The sequence below is a fragment of the Pseudomonas sp. S3_G06 genome (assembly GCF_054667565.1).
On record NZ_CP162738.1, the window covers coordinates 3,326,578 to 3,346,538 of the forward strand.

The 19,961-nt window shown below is 60.0% G+C and carries 18 protein-coding genes; 16 read left to right on the plus strand and 2 right to left on the minus strand.

Annotated elements, in window-relative coordinates:
• Positions 1–54 precede the first annotated feature (54 nt).
• The 8 genes from minC to AB4N47_RS14840 all read left to right on the plus strand — a co-directional run bounded on the left by minC (position 55) and on the right by AB4N47_RS14840 (position 8,272).
• Positions 55–792, plus strand: coding sequence for a septum site-determining protein MinC (gene minC, locus AB4N47_RS14805; RefSeq protein ID WP_041479318.1), 738 nt, complete (start codon positions 55–57; stop codon positions 790–792).
• A gap of 169 nt (positions 793–961) precedes the next feature.
• Positions 962–1,774 (plus strand): septum site-determining protein MinD, encoded by an 813-nt coding sequence (gene minD, locus AB4N47_RS14810; protein WP_007913953.1) that lies wholly within the window; start codon positions 962–964, stop codon positions 1,772–1,774.
• Positions 1,774–2,028, plus strand: a complete 255-nt coding sequence (gene minE / locus AB4N47_RS14815) for a cell division topological specificity factor MinE (protein WP_003223146.1) — start codon at positions 1,774–1,776, stop codon at positions 2,026–2,028. The genes minD and minE overlap by 1 nt, the downstream gene beginning before the upstream one ends.
• A 168-nt stretch (positions 2,029–2,196) precedes the next feature.
• Positions 2,197–2,832, plus strand: coding sequence for an RluA family pseudouridine synthase (locus tag AB4N47_RS14820; protein WP_217863942.1), 636 nt, complete (start codon positions 2,197–2,199; stop codon positions 2,830–2,832).
• Between the two features lie 115 nt (positions 2,833–2,947).
• Complete coding sequence (locus tag AB4N47_RS14825) at positions 2,948–4,237, plus strand: M18 family aminopeptidase (RefSeq protein ID WP_341639462.1); 1,290 nt, start codon at positions 2,948–2,950, stop codon at positions 4,235–4,237.
• 232 nt (positions 4,238–4,469) lie between these two features.
• Positions 4,470–4,646 (plus strand): hypothetical protein, encoded by a 177-nt coding sequence (locus AB4N47_RS14830; RefSeq protein ID WP_016773747.1) that lies wholly within the window; start codon positions 4,470–4,472, stop codon positions 4,644–4,646.
• Positions 4,647–4,720: 74 nt separating this feature from the next.
• The gene (locus AB4N47_RS14835; protein ID WP_110601228.1) at positions 4,721–6,874 is read left to right on the plus strand and encodes a mechanosensitive ion channel family protein; all 2,154 of its coding nucleotides are present in this window, start codon (positions 4,721–4,723) and stop codon (positions 6,872–6,874) included.
• Between the two features lie 63 nt (positions 6,875–6,937).
• Positions 6,938–8,272, plus strand: coding sequence for an amidohydrolase (locus tag AB4N47_RS14840; protein WP_341639461.1), 1,335 nt, complete (start codon positions 6,938–6,940; stop codon positions 8,270–8,272).
• Positions 8,273–8,308: 36 nt separating this feature from the next.
• Here AB4N47_RS14840 and phnR read toward each other — a convergent pair whose 3' ends face one another.
• Positions 8,309–9,022 carry a phosphonate utilization transcriptional regulator PhnR gene (gene phnR / locus AB4N47_RS14845; protein WP_016773745.1) on the minus strand — a complete coding sequence of 238 codons (714 nt, stop codon included), beginning with the start codon at positions 9,020–9,022 and terminating at the stop codon, positions 8,309–8,311.
• A gap of 351 nt (positions 9,023–9,373) precedes the next feature.
• On the opposite strand from phnR, the gene AB4N47_RS14850 reads away from it, so the two are divergent.
• The 6 genes from AB4N47_RS14850 to AB4N47_RS14875 all read left to right on the plus strand — a co-directional run bounded on the left by AB4N47_RS14850 (position 9,374) and on the right by AB4N47_RS14875 (position 14,762).
• Entirely contained in the window at positions 9,374–10,441 is a 1,068-nt protein-coding gene (locus AB4N47_RS14850; RefSeq protein ID WP_341639460.1) for an ABC transporter substrate-binding protein, read from the plus strand.
• Positions 10,442–10,574: 133 nt separating this feature from the next.
• Positions 10,575–11,381, plus strand: a complete 807-nt coding sequence (locus tag AB4N47_RS14855) for an alkaline phosphatase family protein (protein ID WP_341639459.1) — start codon at positions 10,575–10,577, stop codon at positions 11,379–11,381.
• Positions 11,382–11,386: 5 nt separating this feature from the next.
• Positions 11,387–12,223 carry an ABC transporter permease gene (locus tag AB4N47_RS14860; protein WP_165368419.1) on the plus strand — a complete coding sequence of 279 codons (837 nt, stop codon included), beginning with the start codon at positions 11,387–11,389 and terminating at the stop codon, positions 12,221–12,223.
• Positions 12,210–13,010, plus strand: coding sequence for an ABC transporter permease (locus AB4N47_RS14865; protein ID WP_016773742.1), 801 nt, complete (start codon positions 12,210–12,212; stop codon positions 13,008–13,010). The genes AB4N47_RS14860 and AB4N47_RS14865 overlap by 14 nt, the downstream gene beginning before the upstream one ends.
• Positions 13,007–13,996: an ABC transporter ATP-binding protein gene (locus AB4N47_RS14870; protein WP_341639458.1), complete on the plus strand. Its 990-nt coding sequence runs from the start codon at positions 13,007–13,009 to the stop codon at positions 13,994–13,996. The genes AB4N47_RS14865 and AB4N47_RS14870 overlap by 4 nt, the downstream gene beginning before the upstream one ends.
• A gap of 112 nt (positions 13,997–14,108) precedes the next feature.
• On the plus strand, positions 14,109–14,762 hold the full coding sequence (locus AB4N47_RS14875) for an HAD family hydrolase (RefSeq protein WP_460154264.1): 654 nt from the start codon (positions 14,109–14,111) through the stop codon (positions 14,760–14,762).
• A gap of 91 nt (positions 14,763–14,853) precedes the next feature.
• Here AB4N47_RS14875 and AB4N47_RS14880 read toward each other — a convergent pair whose 3' ends face one another.
• Complete coding sequence (locus AB4N47_RS14880; RefSeq protein WP_341639456.1) at positions 14,854–15,816, minus strand: zinc-binding dehydrogenase; 963 nt, start codon at positions 15,814–15,816, stop codon at positions 14,854–14,856.
• 138 nt (positions 15,817–15,954) lie between these two features.
• Between AB4N47_RS14880 and AB4N47_RS14885 the strand changes: the two genes are divergently transcribed.
• Complete coding sequence (locus tag AB4N47_RS14885; protein WP_341639455.1) at positions 15,955–18,039, plus strand: carboxy terminal-processing peptidase; 2,085 nt, start codon at positions 15,955–15,957, stop codon at positions 18,037–18,039.
• A gap of 118 nt (positions 18,040–18,157) precedes the next feature.
• Positions 18,158–19,945 (plus strand): bifunctional diguanylate cyclase/phosphodiesterase, encoded by a 1,788-nt coding sequence (locus AB4N47_RS14890; protein WP_122699033.1) that lies wholly within the window; start codon positions 18,158–18,160, stop codon positions 19,943–19,945.
• Positions 19,946–19,961: the final 16 nt, after the last annotated feature.

Sequence of the window (19,961 nt, forward strand, 5' to 3'; positions counted from 1 at the left end):
GGCGTTCTCGTTATAAGTCTCGGCACTTTTAGTGACAAGCCGTTGTATGCCGACATGAGCCAAACCGACCCGTTAGACCAAGATCCCGTATTCCAGCTCAAGGGCAGCATGCTGGCCATCACTGTGCTGGAACTGGCCCGTAACGACCTCGAAAGCCTCGATCGGCAATTGGCCGCCAAAGTCGCCCAGGCGCCGAACTTTTTCAGCAATGCACCGCTGGTCCTGGCGCTGGACAAACTGCCGCCGAATCAGGGCGCGGTTGACCTGCCGGGGCTGATGCGCGTCTGCCGTCAACACGGCCTGCGTACCTTGGCCATTCGTGCCAGCCGCATCGAAGACATCGCCGCTGCCATCGCCATCGACATCCCCGTGCTGCCGCCCTCCGGTGCCCGCGAGCGTCCACTGGAAACACCGGAAGCCGAAGTCAAAAAGAAGCCGGAAAAGCCACCTGAGCCGACGGTCAAACCGACCCGCGTGATCACCACGCCAGTACGTGGTGGCCAACAGATATATGCCCAGGGTGGCGATCTGGTCGTGGTCTCCTCGGTCAGTCCGGGGGCGGAACTTCTTGCCGATGGCAACATCCATGTATACGGCCCGATGCGCGGCCGTGCGCTGGCCGGCGTCAAAGGTGACACCAAGGCACGGATTTTCTGTCAGCAATTGAGCGCTGAACTGATCTCCATCGCCGGTCATTACAAGGTCTCCGAGGATTTGCGTCGCGATCCGATGTGGGGCTCGGGCGTCCAGGTCAGCCTGTCAGGCGACGTGTTGAACATCATTCGGCTTTAACGGATACTGCCGCATTTTCCAAGCATCTCTAAAACGTAGCGAAAACGGCTCAAACGAAGTAGGAAAAAGGCCCAAAGCCAAATTCCAGCCAAGGCTGTCCGACTGCAGTAGTTTTCAAGAGATGTTTTTCAGGGGCTGAACAGTCCTTCTTCCTTAGGGGTGAAACACCTTGGCCAAGATTCTCGTGGTTACATCCGGCAAGGGTGGTGTGGGTAAGACCACCACCAGCGCCGCTATCGGTACCGGTCTCGCTCTGCGCGGCCACAAAACAGTGATCGTCGACTTCGACGTGGGCTTGCGTAACCTCGACCTGATCATGGGTTGCGAGCGCCGCGTAGTGTATGACTTCGTCAACGTGGTAAACGGCGAAGCCAACCTGCAACAGGCACTGATCAAAGACAAGCGCCTGGAAAACCTCTACGTACTGGCGGCCAGCCAGACCCGCGACAAAGACGCGCTGACCGTCGAAGGCGTGGAAAAAGTCCTGATGGAGCTCAAGGAACAATTCGAGTTCGTCGTCTGCGACTCCCCGGCGGGCATCGAGAAAGGTGCGCACCTGGCCATGTACTTCGCCGATGAAGCGATCGTCGTGACCAACCCGGAAGTGTCCTCGGTACGTGACTCGGACCGCATGCTCGGCCTGCTGGCGAGCAAATCGCGCCGCGCCGAACGTGGCGAAGACCCGATCAAGGAACACCTGCTGATCACCCGCTACCACCCGGAGCGTGTTGAAAAGGGCGAGATGCTCGGCGTTGAAGACGTCAAGGAAATCCTCTCGGTGACCCTGCTCGGCGTCATCCCGGAATCCCAGGCGGTGCTCAAGGCTTCCAACCAGGGCGTGCCGGTGATTCTCGACGACCAGAGCGATGCCGGTCAGGCTTACAGCGATACCGTCGACCGCCTGCTGGGCAAAGAAAAAGCCCACCGATTCCTCGATGTCGAGAAGAAGGGATTCTTCGAGCGCCTGTTTGGAGGTAGGTAATGAACCTTTTTGACTTCTTTCGTGCCAACAAAAAGCCAAGTACCGCCTCGGTAGCGAAAGAGCGTCTACAGATCATCGTGGCGCATGAGCGCGGCCAGCGCAGCACGCCGGATTACCTGCCAGCCTTGCAGAAGGAACTGGTCGACGTGATCCGCAAGTACGTCAACATCGGCAACGACGACGTACATGTTGCACTGGAAAGCCAGGGCAGTTGCTCGATTCTGGAACTCAACATCACCCTGCCCGATCGCTGAGTCGATCCGGCAGTCGCTACGGCGGCTCGGACTGTTGATGCTCGTGTAGGAGCTGCCGAAGGCTGCGATCTTTTGATCTTCAAAGTCAAAAGATCGCAGCCTTCGGCAGCTCCTACAGGGTTATCAGCAGCTCCGAGCCGCCGTTGGCATTTGTTACGAGGCTGTTTAATGCCGCTGTCCAACATCCGCATCATCCATCAGGACGCCGCCGTACTGGTGGTCGACAAACCGACCCTGCTGCTCTCGGTGCCCGGTCGCGCTGACGACAACAAGGACTGCCTGATTACCCGCTTGCAGGAAAACGGCTACCCGGAAGCGCGCATCGTCCATCGTCTGGACTGGGAAACCTCCGGTATCATCCTGCTGGCCCGGGATGCCGACACCCATCGCGAGCTGTCGCGGCAGTTTCATGACCGCGAAACCGAAAAGGCCTACACCGCTTTGGCCTGGGGTCAGCCGGAGCTGGACAGCGGCAGCATCGATCTGCCCCTGCGCTACGATCCGCCGACCAAACCACGGCATGTGGTCGATCACGAATTCGGCAAGCATGCAATGACGTTCTGGAAGGTGCTGGAACGTTGCGGCGACTGGTGCCGGGTCGAATTGACACCGATCACCGGGCGCTCGCATCAATTGCGCGTGCACATGTTGTCGATCGGCCATCCGCTGCTCGGTGACGGACTCTACGCCCACGAGCAAGCGCTGGCGGCCTGGCCACGTCTGTGTCTGCACGCGAGCATGCTTAGCTTCACTCATCCGCAAACCGGCGAACGCCTGCGCTTCGAGTGCCCGGCCCCGTTCTGACAGCAGCACCGGCCCCATGGGGGAGCGAGCCTGCTCGCTCCCCCATGGGGCCGGTCCGGATTCAATTCCCCGGCCAATACGTTAAACTCCCGCCCATTGCTGTCTGGAGTTTCTTATGCGCGAAGAGCTGAACCAAGGCCTGATCGACTTTCTCAAGGCCTCCCCTACCCCGTTCCACGCCACCGCCAGTCTGGTCCAACGTCTGGAGGCTGCCGGTTATGTGCGCCTCGACGAGCGTGAGCCATGGACCACCGAGCCTAACGGCCGCTATTACGTCACCCGAAACGACTCTTCCATCGTCGCCGTCAAAATGGGCCGTACCTCACCGCTGCATGGCGGCATTCGCCTGGTCGGCGCGCACACCGACAGCCCGTGCCTGCGGGTCAAGCCGCAACCGGAACTGCAGCGTCAGGGTTTCTGGCAGCTGGGCGTCGAAGTCTACGGCGGCGCGCTGCTGGCGCCGTGGTTTGACCGTGATCTGTCGCTGGCCGGCCGCGTGACCTTCCGCCGTGACGGCAAGGTCGAGAGCCAGTTGATCGACTTCAAGGCACCGATCGCGATCATTCCCAACCTGGCCATTCACCTCAACCGTGAAGCCAACCAGGGCTGGGCGATCAACGCGCAGACCGAACTACCGCCGATCCTGGCGCAATTCGCCGGTGACGAGCGCGTCGATTTCCGCGCCGTGCTCACTGATCAATTGGCCCGCGAACACGGCCTGAACGCCGACGTGGTGCTGGATTACGAGCTGAGTTTCTACGACACGCAAAGCGCGGCGGTGATCGGCCTGAACGGCGATTTCATTGCCGGTGCGCGTCTGGACAACCTGCTGTCGTGCTACGCCGGCCTGCAAGCGTTGCTCACCGCCGAGACCGACGAAACCTGCGTGCTGGTCTGTAATGACCACGAAGAAGTCGGCTCCTGCTCGGCATGCGGTGCCGACGGCCCGATGCTCGAACAGACCCTGCGCCGCCTGTTGCCGGAAGGTGACGAGTTCGTCCGCACCATCCAGAAATCCCTGCTGGTGTCGGCCGACAACGCCCACGGCGTGCATCCCAACTACGCGGACAAGCACGATGCCAACCATGGCCCGAAACTCAACGCCGGCCCGGTGATCAAGGTCAACAGCAACCAGCGCTACGCCACCAACAGCGAAACCGCCGGCTTCTTCCGCCATCTGTGCATGGCCGAAGAAGTCCCGGTGCAAAGCTTCGTGGTGCGCAGCGACATGGGCTGCGGTTCGACCATTGGCCCGATCACCGCCAGCCATCTGGGTGTGCGCACCGTCGACATTGGCCTGCCGACCTTTGCCATGCACTCGATTCGCGAACTGTGCGGCAGCCATGACCTGGCGCATCTGGTCAAAGTGCTCAGCGCGTTTTATGCCAGCCGTGAATTGCCGTAACGGCTGACAAGCTTCGCGAGCAGGCTCGCTCCCACAATTGAACTGCATTTCATTGTGGGAGCCAGTCATCTCCCCTTGGAATGCCAATCAACCTGTGGGAGCGAGCCTGCTCGCGAAAGCGCCTGTGCAGACAGCAGAATCCTCTCGGCCTGATGCATTCCTGAGCCAAATCACACCCTGCCTCGAAAACCCGCCTAGACTGCAAGAATCCTCTACAGACAAGGCAGTCTCCATGATCTCGATGTCCTCCTTCCACGCCATGCTCATTCCCATCCTAAGCGGAATGATCCTGCTGGCCATCGGCTTCAACTTCCGCGACAAGAACGCCGGGGTGTTCGCCATGTGGATCGGCATGCTGATGATCCTCGCCACGGTGGTCTACAAGATCCTCGCCAAACTCAACGAATGACCGCGCCCGGCTCGCATTGCGCCAAGGGGCCTCGTACACTCCAGCGCATCCGCCTATCGCGAGGTTGTCTTCTGGTGTTTGCTCGTCTTTTTGCTTTGCCCGGTCTGCTGCTTGTCTGCCTGATGACGCTGCTGCCGCTGGCGCCCGCCCAGGCAGTCGGTCTGCCCGGCCTGCTCAACACTTCCAAACCGCAGCCTGAAGCCGTGGAACCCCTCGGCCAGTCGCTGGACGAAGTGATCAAGGCGCTGGAAAACGACAAGCAACGCGCGCAGTTGCTCAGCGATCTGAAGAAGCTGCGCGACGCCACGAAGAAAGCTCAGACCACTCCCGAAGAAGGCGTGCTGGGCCTGATCGGCGGCACCCTCGCCAACTTCGAAAAACAGTTTTCCGGCGCCGACAGCCCGATTACCCGCTGGTCCAACGAATTCGATCTGGCCAAGGACGAACTGACCAGCAAGCTGCTGCCGGCCAATGAATGGCTGCCGATCATCTTCGGCTTCGCGGTGATCCTGATGGTCTGGAGCCTGCTCGCCGCCGCGCTGATCTGGCTGGGCCACCGCGTGCGTCTGCGCTTCGGCCTCACCGAAGAACTGCCGCAACACCCCAAGGCCCTCGACATGCTGCGTTTTGCCCTGCGCAAGCTCGGGCCGTGGCTGATCGCGTTGGTGATCACGGTGTACATGAGCTACGTGCTGCCGTCTTCGCTGGGCAAAAGCCTGGCGATGGTGCTGGCGTATGCCTTGGTGGTCGGCACCTGTTTCTCGGCGATCTGCGTGATCGCCTTCTCCCTGCTCGATGGCCCGCACCGCCATCGCGCGCTGTACATTCTGCGTCATCAGGCGTTTCGGCCGCTGTGGCTGATCGGCAGCTTCGCCGCGTTTGGTGAAGCGCTGAGTGATCCGCGTCTGGTCGAGAGCCTGGGCGTGCATCTGGCGCACACCGCCGCGACCACTGCCAATGTCCTCGCGGCACTGTCGACCGGTCTGTTTATCCTGCGTTTCCGTCGGCCGATTGCGCACCTGATCCGCAACCAACCACTGTCACGCCGCCTGACACGCCGCGCCCTCAGCGACACCATCGAAATCCTCGGCACCTTCTGGTACGTGCCGGCACTGGTGCTGGTCGGCATCTCGCTGTTCGCCACCTTCGTCTCCGCCGGCGACACCAGCACCGCCCTGCGCCAGTCGCTGATCTGCACGGTTCTGCTGGTGTTGTGCATGGTCATCAACGGCCTCGTGCGCCGCCATTCACTGAAACCGCAACGCGGGCCGAAACGCCATGCGCTGTATTCGGAGCGCCTGAAAAACTTCTTCTATACCCTGACGCATTTGCTGGTGTGGCTGATCTTCATCGAATTGGGCCTGCGCGTCTGGGGCCATTCGCTGATCGCGTTCGCCGAAGGCGATGGCCATGACATCAGCGTCAAACTGTTCAGCCTGATCGGCACGCTGATTTTCTCCTGGCTGATCTGGATCCTCGCCGACACCGCCGTGCACCACGCCCTCACCCGCTCGCGCAAAGGCCTGGCGAATGCGCGGGCGCAGACGATGATGCCGCTGATCCGCAACGTGCTGTTCGTGGCGATTTTCATCATCGCGCTGATCGTCGCCCTAGCGAACATGGGCATGAACGTCACGCCGCTGCTGGCCGGTGCCGGCGTGATCGGTCTGGCCATCGGTTTTGGTGCGCAGTCGCTGGTCGCTGACCTGATCACCGGCCTGTTCATCATCATCGAAGACTCCCTGGCCATCGATGATTACGTCGACGTCGGCGGCCACCTCGGCACCGTCGAAGGCCTGACCATCCGCACCGTACGCCTGCGCGACATCGACGGCATCGTCCACACCATCCCGTTCAGCGAGATCAAAAGCATCAAGAACTACTCGCGGGAATTCGGCTACGCCATCTTCCGCGTCGCCGTGCCGTACAACATGGAAATCGACGACGCGATCAAACTGATGCGCGACGTCGGCCAAAAGATGCGCAGCGATCCGCTGCAACGCCGCAACATCTGGTCGCCGCTGGAGATTCAGGGCGTGGAAAGTTTCGAGTCCGGCAGCGCGATTTTGCGCGCACGGTTCAAGACTGCGCCGATCAAGCAGTGGGAGGTTTCCCGGGCGTTCAATTTGTCGCTGAAGCGGCAACTGGATGAGGCGGGGCTGGATCTGGCGACGCCAAGGATGAGTGTGCAGGTGATTACTGCCGGCGGCGGTCAACCGAAGGAATAGCACTCAAGCGCGCGGATGCAGTCACAGGCAAGGAAGCCAACAACAATAATCAAGGAGAAGCCCATGCAACTGACGCGCATTGCCCAGACCCTTTTGCTCACCCTGGTCGCCAGCCACGCCAGCGCCGCGACGATGGACAGCGCCCGCACGCGCATCGCCGAGCAGGCGCAGAAGCTCGAACCGGAGCTGCTGGAAACCCGCCGCGACCTTCACGCTCATCCAGAACTTGGCAACACTGAAAAACGCACCGCTGAACTGGTCGCCAAACAGCTGCAAGCCATGGGCCTGGAAGTGAAAACCGGCGTCGCCCGCACCGGCGTTGTCGCCATTCTCAAAGGCGCCCTGCCCGGCCCGACCGTGGCCCTGCGCGCCGACATGGACGCGCTGCCGGTCAAGGAAGTCTCCGACTTGCCGTTCGCTTCGAAAGCCAAAGGCACGTATCTCGACAAGGAAGTCGACGTCATGCACGCCTGCGGCCACGACGCCCACACCGCAATCCTGCTCAGCGCAGCGAAAATTCTGACCGGCATGCGCGACACCCTGCCCGGCACCGTGGTGTTCTACTTCCAGCCCGCCGAGGAAGGTCCGAGCGATTTTATTCCCGACGGCAAAAATATCTGGGGCGCGAAGATGATGGTCGAGGAAGGCGTGATGAAATCGCCGAAACCCGACGCGGTGTTCGGCCTGCACGTCTGGGCGGGCGTCCCCGCCGGCCAGATCGCCTACCGCCCCGGCCCGACCCTGGCCAGCTCCGACGACCTGCGCATCAAGATCCACGGCAAACAAACCCACGCCGGCCGCCCCTGGGACGGCATCGACCCGATCACCGTGGGCGCGCAAACCATCGTCGGCCTGCAAACCGTGGTCAGCCGCCGCACCGACATTTCCTCTTACCCGTCAGTGGTCAGCATCGGCACCATCAACGGCGGCACCCGCTACAACATCATCCCCGAATCGCTCGACATGACCGGCACGATCCGCTCCTACGACTACGGCATCCGCCAGAAACTGCACAGCGACGTGCGCCAGACAGTCGAGAAAATCGCCGAAAGCGGCGGCGCGAAAGCCGACGTCACCATCATCGAAAAATACGACCCGACCATCAACAACCCGGCACTGACCGAGAAAATGCTGCCGACATTGAAGTGGGCCGCCAAGGATGACGTGGTGCAGGGACCGCTGGTGGGCGGCGCGGAAGATTTCTCGTTCTTCGCCAAAGAAGCGCCGGGGTTGTTTGTATTTCTTGGCGTGACACCGCGGGATCAGGACATGAGCAAGGCCGCGCCGAATCACAATCCGGGATTCTTTGTAGATGAGTCGGCGCTGGTGGTTGGGGTGAGAACATTAGCGTCCTTGGCGACGGATTATTTGTATGGGAATGCGGCGGTGGGCAATTAGAGAGGGGGTGACTGTGGGAGCGCAGCGACCAGAGGATCAAACCACATCAACCCCTACATGAATCGCATCATGCCGCCAAAACTCCAGATCACAATCGATCAACCGCCCATGCTGATCATAATTGACCCGAGCAATCCTCAGTCCTGGACTCCCCACCGACACCCGTAAAGCCGCCGCCGCATCGACAGATAAAGACGTAGGCACGATCTCAAACCGCACCCGCCCATAGTGCAAATCGAAATGCCGCGCATACAACTCCGTGATCGACTGATTCAAATCAAACTCGAGGATCCCCGGAAAAAACTGCGGATTCAGATAGTGCTCCACATACAACACCAGTCGCCCATCAATGCGCCGCGAGCGGCAAATCTGAATCACGCTCGACAACGCCGGCAGCTGCAACCACGCACACACCGCCGCCGAAGCCGGCTGCAACCGCGCCGAAATCACCTCGGTCGAAGGTTCGCGCCCCTGCGCACTTACCATGGCGTGGAAATGACTGCGCTGCATCAGGTTATAAGCCAGACGCGGCGGCGACACGAACCAGCCGCGCCGCTCCTCGCGATAAATCTGCCCTTGCGCCTCCAATTGCAACAGCGCTTCACGCACAGTGATCCGCGTCGTCCCGAATAACTCGCTGAGCTTGCGTTCAGCGGGCAACTTGCTCCCGGCCGCCAGCAAACCATGATCGATCTGCTCTTGCAGCACTTGGCCAATCGCTGTCACCGCTTTCGTTGCCTCATCGCGCATCAACGTTACCTATCTGGACTAGACCAGCACTGTTTCGGGGCAAATCCGAACGCCGATCAAAGCGCCTTCGTATGGTGCAAGCCTAGGCAGTGCAGATGACCGACAGATGACAAAACTACCGAACGGTCGCTTTCACGACTTGCAATACATCGGCCAAGTCCCCTGCCTTACGGGGCTTTGGGCATGGTCTACGCTGATCTGGCACCTTCCTGACAATGGTTGATAAAAGATCAACCACGAGGCCATCGACATCAAAATGTCATCCAGCCGACCTAAATTGGCTCAGGTATTGCTGACCTAGACCAACACCAACCGCAATCGCAGCGTTGAACACGACCAAGGAGCTTCGGAATGAAACAGCTTTTCCTGGCAACACTGTTAGGCTCGACCATCGCTATGTGCACCGCCGCCATGGCGGCCGACACCGATCTGAAAACCCTCGAAGCCGCTGCGAAGGCGGAAGGCGCCGTGAACAGCGTCGGCATGCCCGATGACTGGGCCAACTGGAAAGGCACCTGGGAAGATCTGGCCAAGAAATACGGCCTGAAACACATCGACACCGACATGAGCTCGGCCCAGGAAATCGCCAAGTTCGCTGCTGAAAAAGACAACGCCACCGCTGATATCGGCGACGTCGGTGCCGCCTTCGGCCCGATCGCGGTCAAGCAAGGCGTGGTGCAACCCTACAAGCCAAGCACCTGGGATCAGATTCCGGACTGGGCCAAGGACAAGGACGGCAACTGGGCGCTTGCCTACACCGGCACCATCGCCTTCATCGTCAACAAAAAGCTGCTGAACGGCTCCGACGTGCCGACCAAATGGGCGGACCTGAAAACCGGTAAATACAAAGTCTCCATCGGCGACGTGAGCACTGCTGCCCAGGCCGCCAACGGTGTCCTCGCTGCCGCACTGGCCAATGGCGGTGACGAGAAAAACATCAAGCCTGCCCTGCTGCTGTTCGCCGACCTTGCCAAACAGGGTCGTCTGTCGATGGCCAACCCGACCATCGCCACCATGGAAAAAGGCGAGATCGAAGTCGGCGTGGTCTGGGACTTCAATGGCCTGAGCTACAAAGCCAAGATGGCCAACCCGGATGATTACGTAGTGCTGATTCCATCCGACGGCTCGGTGATTTCCGGCTACACCACGATCATCAACAAGTACGCAAAAAACCCCAACGCCGCCAAGCTGACCCGCGAATACATCTTCAGCGACGCCGGCCAGACCAACCTCGCCCGCGGCAACGCCCGGCCGATCCGCGCCGAACACCTGCAACTGCCGGAAGACGTGAAAGCCAAACTGCTGCCAAACGAGCAGTACAAGAAGGTCACGCCGGTCAAGGACGCCGAGGCGTGGGAAAAGACCTCCAAAGCCCTGCCACAGCAGTGGAACGAGGAAGTCATCGTCGAGATGAAGTAATCCTTCATCTGTAGGAGCTGCCGAAGGCTGCGATCTTTTGATCTTGCCCTTTAAAAGCAACATCAAAAGATCGCAGCCTCCGGCAGCTCCTACACAGATTGGTTCCAGATTTGTTTTCGGAGTTCTTGCCCCTATGAAGCACAACGTCATCCTTGTCGTGCTCGACGGCCTCAACTACGAGGTTGCGTGTCACGCCATGGGGCATCTGCAGGCTTATGTTGGCGCAGGACGCGCGGCGCTCTATAAGCTGGAGTGCGAATTGCCGGCCCTGTCCCGACCGCTTTACGAATGCATTCTCACCGGTGTGCCGCCGATCGACAGCGGCATCGTCCACAACAATGTCTCGCGCCTGTCCAACCAGCGCAGCATCTATCACTACGCCCGTGATGCCAGGTTGAAAACCGCCGCTGCGGCCTATCACTGGGTCAGCGAGCTGTACAACCGCTCACCGTTCGTGGCTGCGCGCGACCGCCACACCGACGATCCGACGTTGCCGATCCAGTACGGTCACTTCTACTGGAACGATCATTATCCGGATTCGCACCTGTTCGCCGACGCCGAAAGCCTGCGCCTGCGCCACGCGCCGGACTTTCTCCTGATCCACCCGATGAACATCGACGATGCCGGGCACAAGCACGGCCTCGACAGCTCGCAATACCGCAACAGCGCGCGCTCGGCTGACGTTGTCCTTGCAGACTATCTGCAGCGCTGGCTCGACGCGGGATATCAGATCCTGGTGACCGCCGACCACGGCATGAACAACGATCGCTCGCACAATGGCCTGCTGGCGGAAGAACGTCAGGTGCCGCTGTTCGTCCTCGGCGATGCGTTCAGCCTCAACCCTGACGCAACGCCGAAACAGACCGAGCTCTGCGGCACGGTCTGCGAGCTGCTCGGCGTGCCCCACGACAAACCTGTGTGCCGGGAGCTGCTCAAGTGAATTCCATGACTCGCGGCAAATGGCTCGCGGCGCTGTGTCTGGTGCCGTTCACGCTGTTCTTTATCGTTTTCGAGATCGCCCCGCTGGTGTGGGTGATGATCAACAGCCTGCAATCGGAAGAGTCCGGCTGGGGCCTGGCCAACTTCAGCAAGATCTTCGGTTCGAAGTTCTATCGGCAGGCGATCCAGTACAGCCTGGAGATCAGTTTCTGGTCGAGCGTATTCGGCATCATCATCGCCGTGCTGGGTGCGTATTCACTACGCCGCGTCGATTCGAAGCTGCGCAACTTCGTGAATGCCTTCGCCAACATGACCAGCAATTTCGCCGGCGTGCCGCTGGCGTTCGCCTTCATCATCCTGCTCGGTTTCAACGGCAGCATCACCATCATGCTCAAGCAGTCGGGGATCATTCAGGACTTCAACCTGTATTCAAAAACCGGCCTGATCATCCTCTACACCTACTTCCAGATCCCGCTCGGCGTGTTGCTGCTCTACCCGGCTTTCGACGCTCTGCGTGAAGACTGGCGCGAGTCCGCCGCACTGCTCGGCGCCAACGGCTGGCAGTTCTGGCGGCACATTGGCCTGCCGGTATTGACACCGGCGTTGCTCGGCACGTTCGTGATCCTGCTGGCCAACGCCCTCGGCGCCTACGCCACGGTTTATGCGCTGACCACCGGCAACTTCAACGTTCTGCCGATCCGTATTGCGGCGATGGTCTCCGGCGACATTTCCCTTGACCCGAACCTGGCCAGCGCCCTGGCTGTGGTGCTCGTGGCGCTGATGACCATCGTCACCGTCGTGCATCAACTGCTGTTGAAGAGGAGCTACCATGTCTCGCGCTGAATCCGGCCCGGCCGGCCTCTACCACCGCGTCGTGGTTTATCTGCTGTTCGCCATTCTGCTGTTGCCGCTGCTGGGCACGCTGGTCTATTCGATCGCCAGCAGTTGGTCGGCAACGATTCTGCCCAGCGGTTTCACCTTCAAGTGGTACATCCAGCTGTGGAGCGATCCGCGCTTTCTGCATGCATTCGGTCAGTCGCTGATCGTCTGCGTCGGCGCGCTGGTGTTATCGGTGGTGCTGATCCTGCCGTTGCTGTTCGTCGTGCATTACTACTTTCCGAAACTCGATGCGCTGATGAACATCCTCATCCTGCTGCCCTTCGCGGTACCGCCGGTGGTGTCCTCGGTGGGGCTGTTGCAGCTCTACGGTTCCGGGCCGATGGCGATGGTCGGCACACCCTGGATTCTGATCGGCTGCTACTTCACCGTGGCGCTGCCATTCATGTACCGCGCGATCACCAACAACCTGCAAGCGATCAACCTGCGCGACCTGATGGACGCCGCGCAACTGCTCGGCGCCAGCACCTTTCAGGCGGCGTTTCTGGTGGTGCTGCCGAATCTGCGCAAAGGCCTGATGGTGGCGCTGCTACTGTCGTTCTCGTTCCTCTTCGGTGAATTCGTGTTCGCCAACATCCTCGTCGGCACGCGCTACGAAACCCTGCAGGTGTACCTGAACAACATGCGTAACAGCAGCGGCCACTTCACCAGTGCGCTGGTCATTTCGTATTTCTTTTTCGTGCTGGTCCTGACCTGGATCGCCAACATCTTGAACAAGGACAAAAGCGAATGAGCTACGTCAGCGTCCAACACCTGCAGAAAAGTTACGCCGGCACCACGGTGTTCAGCGACATCGATTGCGAAATCAACAAAGGCGAGTTCGTCACCCTGCTCGGCCCGTCCGGCTGCGGCAAGTCGACTTTGCTGCGTTGCATCGCCGGGTTGACCCCGGTGGATGGCGGCAAGATTTTCCTCGATGGCGTCGACATCGTGCCGTTGAGCCCACAGAAACGTGGCATCGGTATGGTCTTTCAAAGCTATGCGCTATTTCCAAATATGACCGTTGAACAGAACGTCGCCTTCGGCCTGCGCATGCAAAAGGTCAACGCCGATGACAGCCACAAGCGCGTGGCAGAAGTGTTGAAACTGGTTGAACTGCACGACTTCGCCAGCCGCTATCCGCATCAACTGTCCGGTGGTCAGTGCCAGCGCGTCGCCCTCGCCCGTTCGCTGGTGACCCGCCCGCGCTTGTTGCTGTTGGATGAGCCGCTGTCGGCGCTCGACGCACGGATTCGCAAACACCTGCGCGAACAGATCCGTCAGATCCAGCGCGAACTCGGCCTGACCACGATCTTCGTCACCCACGATCAGGAAGAAGCGCTGACCATGTCGGACCGGATTTTCCTGATGAATCAGGGAAAGATCGTCCAGAGCGGCGACGCCGAAACCCTCTACACCGCGCCGGTCGATGTATTTGCCGCCGGCTTCATCGGCAACTACAACCTGCTCGACGCAGATGCCGCCTCGAAGCTGTTGCAACGGCCGGTCAACCACCGCATCGCCATCCGCCCGGAAGCCATCGAACTGAGCCTCGACGGCGAACTCGATGCGCAGATCCGCAGTCACAGCCTGCTCGGCAACGTCATTCGCTATCGCGTCGAAGCGCGCGGGGTGGAACTGGTGGTCGACGTACTCAACCGCTCCGCCGCCGATCTGCATCCCGACGGACAGCGCCTGGCACTTTCCATCGATCCGACGGCCCTGTGCGAAGTAGCTTAAAAGCAGCTGCAAGCTTCGAGCTACAAGCTTCAAGTTGTAGACTGCGGTGCACCTGATTTTAATTCTTGCAGCTATTAGCTCGTAGCTTGCAGCTGTTCTCGGAGAGAACCCGATGGCTTTGGCAATTTTTGATCTGGACGAAACGTTGATCCACGGCGACTGCTCCTCGCTATGGAGTGAGCAGATGGTCCGCCTCGGCTGGGTCGATGGCGAGTCGTTCATGCAGCGCGACAAGGAACTGATGGATGCCTACGGCCGCGGACATCTGGCGATGGAAGACTATATGGCTTTCAGTCTCGAACCATTGATCGGGCGTACGCCGGAAGAAATCGAACACCTGGTCGGGCCGTGGGTTGAAGACTTCATCGAGCCGATCATCTTCAGCGACGCGACCAAAACCATCGCCGCCCACCGCAAGGCCGGTGACCGGATTCTGGTGATCTCGGCATCCGGTGCGCACTTGGTTCGCCCGATCGCCGATCGTCTGGGCATCGACGAGATATTGGCCATCGAACTGGAAGTCGCCCATGGCGTGTACAGCGGCAACACCGTCGGCACCCTGACTTACCGCGAAGGCAAGATCACCCGCTTGCTGGAATGGCTGGATGCCGAAGAAGAAAACCTCGAAGGCGCGAGTTTTTATTCCGATTCGCGTAACGATCTGCCGTTGTTGCTTAAGGTGGACTTCCCGCACGTGGTCAATCCGGATCCGGTGCTGCTTGAGCACGCAGAAAAGGCCCGCTGGCCGATCCACCTCTGGAAATAAAAGCAAAAGATCGCAGCCTTCGGCAGCTCCTACTTTTGGAATGCGTGCCTCTGTAGGAGCTGCCGAAGGCTGCGATCTTTTGACCTTGCTGTCAGCTCAAGCCCTCATCGATCACCAACACCAACTTGCCCGCCACCGTATTGCTCGCCAGTTCGGCAAACGCTGCTTCGGCATCCTTCACCGCAAACGCTTTGGCCAATTGCGGACGCAAGCGGCCCTCGGCAAACAGCGGCCAGACATGCTGGCCCAGATCACTGAGCAGATCGGCCTTGAACTGATCGTCACGGCTGCGCAACGTCGAACCGAGCAGTTGCACACGCTTGGCCAACACCTGCGCCAGATCCAGTTTCGCCTCGCGCCCACCCATCAAACCGATCAGCACCCAACGCCCGTCCAGCGCCATCAGCTTGAGGTTCAATGCTGAATAATTGCCGCCCACCGGATCGAGAATCACATCGAACGGCCCGAAGTCGCGCAGGCTCTCCAGATCATCGGTGCGCACCACGCCGCCCTGCGCACCCAGCGCTTCGCAGTAAGCCAGGCGCTCGGCGGAACCGACGCTGACCCAGCACGGGTTACCGAAGGCTTTGCACAGCTGAATGGCGGCTGAACCGATTCCACTTGCGCCGGCGTGCAGGAGAATTTTCTCACCGGGCTTCAACGCTGCAAGTTGAAACACATTCAGCCAAACGGTGGCGTACACCTCGGGCAATGCCGCCGCCTCGATCAGCGAAACACCTTCGGGCACCGGCAGCACGTGCCGTCCGTCGACGACTACCTCTTCGGCCATGCCGCCCCCGGCCAGCAAGGCGCAGACCCGGTCGCCGACCTGCCAGGACGAGCCCGCACCGACTTCGCTGATTACCCCGGAGCACTCAAGACCGAGCACGTGGCTGGCACCGGGGGGCGGCGGATAAAGTCCTGCTTTCTGTAATAAATCGGCGCGATTGAGGCCGGCTGCCGCCACCCGGATGCGGACTTGTCCTACATCGCAGGTAGGACTCGGCTCTTCAACCCATGCCACTTGACCTTCAACGCCTTGCAATGCCTTCACACTGCCTCCATAGTGAGTCTGGACTGAGCCCGAAGCTGTAGCGCCGGGCTTTTTGCATTATGCGACCGGCTCTCAAAGAACCGGCGACTTCAAAGACGGCCTAATATGCGTTATCAATTGTCCCCGCGTCGAATCAGCATGAAGCATCTGCTCCCCAGCACCGCCCTCGCTCTTTTCATCGGTATCGGTCTGTTGCCGGTGTCGGGCACCACATTCGCAGCCAACAGCTGGGACAAGTTGCAGCCTGATCGCGATGAAGTCATCGCCAGCCTGAACGTCGTCGAGTTGCTCAAGCGTCACCACTACAGCAAGCCGCCGCTCGACGATGCGCGCTCGGTGATCATCTACGACAGCTACATCAAGCTGCTCGACCCGTCGCGCAGCTATTTCATGGCCAGCGATATCGCCGAATTCGACAAGTGGAAGACGCAGTTCGACGACTTCCTCAAAAGCGGCGACCTCAACGCCGGGTTCACCATCTACAAGTGCTACCTGGACCGCGTCAAGGCGCGTCTGGACTTCGCCCTTGCCGAGCTGAACAAAGGCGTCGACAAGATGGACTTCAACACCAAGGAGACCTTGCTGATCGATCGCAAGGACGCGCCTTGGCTCAAGTCCACCGCAGAACTCGACGACCTGTGGCGCAAACGCGTCAAGGACGAAGTGCTGCGCCAGAAGATCGCCGGCAAAGACCCGAAGCAGATCCAGGAAACCCTGACCAAGCGCTACAAGAATCAGTTGGCGCGTCTGGACCAGACCCGTGCCGAGGACATCTTCCAGGCGTACATCAACACCTTCGCCATGTCCTACGACCCGCACACCAACTATCTGTCGCCGGATAACGCGGAAAACTTCGACATCAACATGAGCCTGTCCCTCGAGGGCATCGGTGCCGTGTTGCAGAGCGACAACGATCAAGTGAAAGTCGTGCGTCTGGTGCCGGCAGGCCCGGCTGACAAGACCAAGCAAGTCGCCCCGGCCGACAAGATCATCGGCGTCGCCCAGGGCAACAAGGAAATGGTCGACGTGGTCGGCTGGCGTCTGGACGAAGTGGTCAAACTGATTCGCGGTCCGAAAGGAACCGTGGTGCGTCTGGAAGTGATCCCGGCGAGCAATGCGCCGAACGACCAGACCACCAAGATCGTGCCGATCACCCGTGAAGCGGTGAAGCTCGAAGACCAGGCCGTGAAGAAGTCGATTCTCAGCCTGAAACAGGACGGCAAGGACTACAAACTTGGCGTGATCGAGATCCCGGCCTTCTACCTCGACTTCAAGGCATTCCGTGCCGGTGACCCGGATTACAAGAGCACCACCCGCGACGTCAAGAAGCTGCTGACCGAGCTGCAAAAGGACAAAGTCGACGGCGTGGTCATCGACCTGCGCAACAACGGCGGCGGCTCCCTCCAGGAAGCCACCGAACTGACCAGCCTGTTCATCGACAAAGGTCCGACCGTGCTGGTGCGTAATGCCGATGGCCGTGTCGACGTCCTCGAGGACGAAAACCCGGGCGCGTTCTACAAAGGCCCGATGGCGCTGCTGGTCAACCGCCTGTCCGCCTCGGCCTCGGAAATCTTCGCCGGCGCCATGCAGGACTATCACCGCGCGCTGATCATCGGTGGTCAGACCTTCGGCAAAGGCACCGTGCAGACCATTCAGCCGCTGAACCATGGCGAACTGAAACTGACCCTGGCCAAGTTTTATCGTGTCTCCGGGCAGAGCACCCAGCATCAGGGCGTGCTGCCGGACATCGACTACCCGTCGCTGATCGACACCAAGGAAATCGGCGAAAGCGCCCTGCCGGAAGCCATGCCGTGGGACACCATCCGCGCGGCGATCAAACCAGCGGCCGATCCGTTCAAGCCGTTCCTCGCCCAGCTGAAGTCCGAACATGACGCGCGCACCAACAAGGATGCCGAGTTCGTGTTCATCCGCGACAAGCTGGCCCTGGCGCAGAAACTGATGGAAGAAAAAACCGTCAGCCTCAACGAAGCCGATCGTCGTGCCCAGCACGCCGACATCGACGCCAAGCAACTGGCGATGGAGAACATCCGTCGCAAGGCCAAAGGCGAAGAACCGCTCAAAGAGCTGAAGAAAGAAGACGAAGACGCACTGGCCGCTGCCGAGCCGGACAAGGTCAAACCGGAAGACGATGCCTACCTGAGCGAAACCGGGCGCGTGCTGCTGGATTACCTGAAACTGAGCAATCAGGTGGCCAAGAAGTAAGTGATGGCAATTTAGTGCTGACGATCCCCGGATCGTCATCAAACAGTCATCATTCTGTCGTGCAATAAAGGACCGGGAGCAAGCGCTCCCGGTCCTTTTTTTATCGTCAGAGACTGCCATGACCACGACCGAACAGCTGAGCGCCTTGAGCTCGATCCTGACTCAAAGCGGTTTACACAGCTTGTTCCAGCCGATCATCTGTCTTTCCGAACGCCGCATTCTCGGTTACGAAGCCCTGACCCGTGGCCCGTCCAACAGCCCTCTTCACTCGCCGATTGCCCTGTTCGCCGTCGCGCGGCAGGCTGGACGATTGAGTGAACTGGAAATCGCCTGCCGACAAAGCGCCTGCCGCCGGTTCAATGAGCAGCAACTGCCGGGCAAGCTGTTCCTTAACGTGTCTCCAGAATCCTTGCTCGAAGCCGCGCACCAACCCGGACGAACGTTGCAACTGCTGCAGGACTTGGGCATTGCGCCGAGCCAGGTGGTCATCGAGCTCACCGAGCAGACCCCGATCGATGACTTTCAGTTGCTGCAAACCGCTCTGCATCACTATCGGGCGATGGGTTTTTCCATTGCGCTGGACGACTTGGGTGCAGGGTATTCGAGCCTGCGCCTGTGGTCGGAATTGCGTCCGGATTACGTGAAGATCGACCGGCACTTCATTGATGGCATTCATCAGGATGCGTTGAAAAGAGAGTTTGTCGGCTCGATTCTGCAAATCGCCAAAGCGTCCCGCGCGCAAGTGATTGCCGAGGGGATCGAGTTGCCGGAAGAACTCGCGGTGCTGACTGAAATGGGCGTCGACCTGGTGCAGGGCTACCTGCTCGGCCGCCCTCAGGAACATCCGTCCCGCGACGCTCGCGCCTTGATGCCCAAGCACGACAGCAGCGCCGTCGCGCTGAACGACGAAGGCAGCGACCTCAGCGCCCTGCTCAACGACCAGCCCGCCGTGCAACGCGATACGCCCACCGCGACGGTACTGGAAGCCTTCCGCCGCCAGGCCAATCTCAATTCACTCGCTGTGCTCGACGAACAAGGCCAGCCCTGCGGCATCGTTCACCGCCATTCCCTGTCCGACGCATTGCTCAAACCGTTCGCCACCGATCTGTTCGCGCGCAAACCGATCAGCCGCCTGATGAACGATGATTTCCTCGCCGTGGAAATCAGCCAGTCGCTGCAACAAGTCAGCCGCCTGATCACCAGCCGCGCCCGCCAGCGCATCGAAGAAGATTTCATCATCACCCTCAACGGCAGTTACCTCGGCCTCGGCCGGGTGATCGACGTGCTGAAACTGATCACCGAACTGAAAATTCAACAGGCGCGCTACGCCAATCCCCTCACCCTGCTACCGGGCAACGTACCGATCCAGCAATGTCTCACCCGCCTGCTGCAACAGGCCCGCGAGTCGATCATCTGCTACGTCGACATCGACAGCTTCAAACCCTTCAACGACATCTACGGCTACGGCCGTGGCGACGAAGTCCTGCTCTGCCTGGCCCAATGCCTCAACGAACGCATCGACCCCACCCGCGACTTCGTCGGCCACATCGGCGGCGACGACTTCCTCCTCGTCCTCGGCCCCGAAGACTGGCGCAAACGCCTCAACCAATTGCTCGACGACTTCCAAAGCCAATGCCGCCGCTTCTATCGGCCTGAACACCTTGAGGCAGGATGTTTTATTGCGCCGAATCGCCAGGGTGTGCGGCAGGAATTTGCGTTGTTGTCGTTATCGATCGGGGTGGTGCATTTGCGACCTGAGGCTTGTGCAGCGCTTGATGCCAGCCAGCTTGCGGAGATGGCTTCGCAGGCTAAGCATCATGCGAAGGGGGTTGTGGGGTTTAGTGTGCACCTGATTGATAGTTTCGCCTTGGGCGATCAACAACTGCAGTTAGTGGAGCAATGTTAATCTGTTCAAATTTACG

Excerpts from the sequence above, each read along its gene's own strand:
- minC (WP_041479318.1), top strand. The coding sequence starts at position 55 with ATGAGCCAAACCGACCCGTTAGACCAAGATCCCGTATTCCAGCTCAAG.
- minE (WP_003223146.1), top strand. The coding sequence starts at position 1,774 with ATGAACCTTTTTGACTTCTTTCGTGCCAACAAAAAGCCAAGTACCGCC.
- AB4N47_RS14820 (WP_217863942.1), top strand. The coding sequence starts at position 2,197 with ATGCCGCTGTCCAACATCCGCATCATCCATCAGGACGCCGCCGTACTG.
- AB4N47_RS14825 (WP_341639462.1), top strand. The coding sequence starts at position 2,948 with ATGCGCGAAGAGCTGAACCAAGGCCTGATCGACTTTCTCAAGGCCTCC.
- AB4N47_RS14830 (WP_016773747.1), top strand. The coding sequence starts at position 4,470 with ATGATCTCGATGTCCTCCTTCCACGCCATGCTCATTCCCATCCTAAGC.
- AB4N47_RS14840 (WP_341639461.1), top strand. The coding sequence starts at position 6,938 with ATGCAACTGACGCGCATTGCCCAGACCCTTTTGCTCACCCTGGTCGCC.
- phnR (WP_016773745.1), bottom strand. The coding sequence starts at position 9,022 with ATGCGCGATGAGGCAACGAAAGCGGTGACAGCGATTGGCCAAGTGCTG.
- AB4N47_RS14850 (WP_341639460.1), top strand. The coding sequence starts at position 9,374 with ATGAAACAGCTTTTCCTGGCAACACTGTTAGGCTCGACCATCGCTATG.
- AB4N47_RS14855 (WP_341639459.1), top strand. The coding sequence starts at position 10,575 with ATGAAGCACAACGTCATCCTTGTCGTGCTCGACGGCCTCAACTACGAG.
- AB4N47_RS14860 (WP_165368419.1), top strand. The coding sequence starts at position 11,387 with ATGACTCGCGGCAAATGGCTCGCGGCGCTGTGTCTGGTGCCGTTCACG.
- AB4N47_RS14865 (WP_016773742.1), top strand. The coding sequence starts at position 12,210 with ATGTCTCGCGCTGAATCCGGCCCGGCCGGCCTCTACCACCGCGTCGTG.
- AB4N47_RS14870 (WP_341639458.1), top strand. The coding sequence starts at position 13,007 with ATGAGCTACGTCAGCGTCCAACACCTGCAGAAAAGTTACGCCGGCACC.
- AB4N47_RS14875 (WP_460154264.1), top strand. The coding sequence starts at position 14,109 with ATGGCTTTGGCAATTTTTGATCTGGACGAAACGTTGATCCACGGCGAC.
- AB4N47_RS14885 (WP_341639455.1), top strand. The coding sequence starts at position 15,955 with ATGAAGCATCTGCTCCCCAGCACCGCCCTCGCTCTTTTCATCGGTATC.
- AB4N47_RS14890 (WP_122699033.1), top strand. The coding sequence starts at position 18,158 with ATGACCACGACCGAACAGCTGAGCGCCTTGAGCTCGATCCTGACTCAA.